This is a genomic window from Colwellia ponticola, assembly GCF_005885605.1.
GTDB classification, from domain to species: Bacteria; Pseudomonadota; Gammaproteobacteria; order Enterobacterales; family Alteromonadaceae; genus Colwellia; species Colwellia ponticola.
Genome location: NZ_SZVP01000031.1, coordinates 1 through 1842, shown reverse-complemented (window position 1 = coordinate 1842; position 1842 = coordinate 1). Strand labels below are relative to the sequence as shown.

Here is a 1842-nt window from a genome sequence, read left to right as displayed (position 1 = left end):
GTAAGCGTATAGCTAACGACACCTAGCTTTTCTTAATGTTCCAAGGTAACAGCGGCTCAATGTTACCTGGCTGCTCAGCAAGGTGCTGTAAGCAAGTAGAAATATAATCATGCACCACAAGGTCATTGGCCTTTGCGGTTTCAACAAGACTATAGAGTATGCCGCTGGCATGCGCGCCATTACTGGTATTTGAGAACAGCCAGTTTTTTCGGCCTATCACGAAGGGTTTTATGGCTCGCTCTGCGCGGTTGTTATCTATTTTAAGTCTGCCATCCTCTAAGTAACGCCGGAATTTTTCAAATTGATTTATCGCGTAGTTAATGGCTTTACCTAGCGCCATTTTGGGCGGGATTTTCTCTTTGTGTTTGAGCAACCATTGGTATAACTCGTCAACAATAGGTTTGGCTTTTTGTTGTCTAACAGTGTACTTTTCCGTGGCTGATTTATCTTTAATGGCTTGCTCAATACCGTAGAGTTTACCAATGAGGTTGAGCGCCACATCCGCTTTGCCTGTTTTCTTATTATTGCCTTTCGCTTCGATGAATTTACGACGCATATGAGCAAGGCATGCAACCAGTGTTGCCTGAGTTTGCTCATATGCCTTGTAGCCATCAACGTGTAGGTAGCCTTGGTAACCATCAAGAAAATCAACCGCACATTGGCCTGCACGGCTGTTATGATAATCGAACAGGACAATATTAGTGCCTTTACCCGGTTTATCATCGCCACAACAATACAGCCACATATAGCTGGTCGCTTTATCTGCGTTAATGACGTTTAACGGGGTTTCATCAGCGTGAATAACCGCTTGCGATAACAGCACCTCTTTTAAGCGTTGATATAGGGGAGACAATAGTTGCGCGCAGCGTAGCATCCAGCTCGACATGGTTTGTCTGCTCAATTCTATACCAATATCGCCTAACATTGTTTCTTGGCGATAAAGCGGTAGGCCAAACTGGTATTTACAGGTGATTATTTGACTCAGCAAGCTGGCCGTTGCGATACTTTTTGGAATGGGTACTGCGGGCATTGGGGCGGATTTCACCACACAATCAATACCTTCTTTCTCACAGTGACGGCATGTATATTTCGGGCGAATCGTTTTAATCACTTTGATATGTGCTGGCACAAACTCTAACGCTTCACTGCTGCTTTCACTCATTTTATGTAAGGCGCTTTCACAGCAATCACATACTTTTTCACCCTCATCGAGGTCAATAATCACCTCTACTCGCGGTAACTGCGCTGGCAGTGGGCAGCGTTTAGGTTTGGCTTTTTCTTTCTTTACTGTGGGCGATGTGGTCAATAGCGCTTTATCATGCTCATCAAGCGTTTCTTCCGCTTCATTAAATACTTCACCCGCCCCCGGCATTTTTTCTGATTTCTTGGCATATTCTTTGGCAAGTTTCGCGTTGTAAGCTTGCAGCAATTCGTGGATTTGCGCATCTTTTTTAGCTAACTCTTCATCCATGCGCTGCTGCAACTCAAGCAGCATGCGCTTGAGTTGTTCTGGGTCGTCAGGCAGTGAGTGTGCATCAAGTTTCATCCCTGCAATTTAACAAAATTTTATGCACTTTTCTCGTTTGCAGAGCAAATAAAAATGGATGTGTGGCAATGATCGTTTACTGTTAATTAGATCATAGATTGATACTGCAATTCTTCATGGCCAAGCACATCATATCCCGACAACAACCAATTTAGTTGCTGGGGACTGAGCTCAAATTCTTGCAAAGTGGCTTTATTTGGCCATTTGAACTTTTGTTTTTCGAGTCGCTTATACCACAAAGCAAACCCCGTTTTATCCCAGTACACTAATTTGAGTTTATCTTTCGCTTTGTTGGA

2 protein-coding genes are annotated in these 1842 nt (G+C 43.7%); both read right to left on the bottom strand.

Annotated elements, in window-relative coordinates; genetic code table 11:
• Positions 1 to 22 precede the first annotated feature (22 nt).
• Positions 23 to 1546 (bottom strand): IS66 family transposase, encoded by a 1524-nt coding sequence (gene tnpC, locus FCS21_RS15675; protein WP_138624470.1) that lies wholly within the window; start codon positions 1544 to 1546, stop codon positions 23 to 25.
• An 86-nt stretch (positions 1547 to 1632) separates the two neighbouring features.
• Positions 1633 to 1842, bottom strand: a 210-nt coding sequence (gene tnpB / locus FCS21_RS15670; RefSeq protein WP_138624469.1) for an IS66 family insertion sequence element accessory protein TnpB, incomplete at its 5' end; no start/stop codon positions are given.

Bases quoted from the DNA above. Each gene is read 5' to 3' on its own strand.
- tnpC (WP_138624470.1), bottom strand. From the start codon at position 1,546: ATGAAACTTGATGCACACTCACTGCCTGACGACCCAGAACAACTCAAG.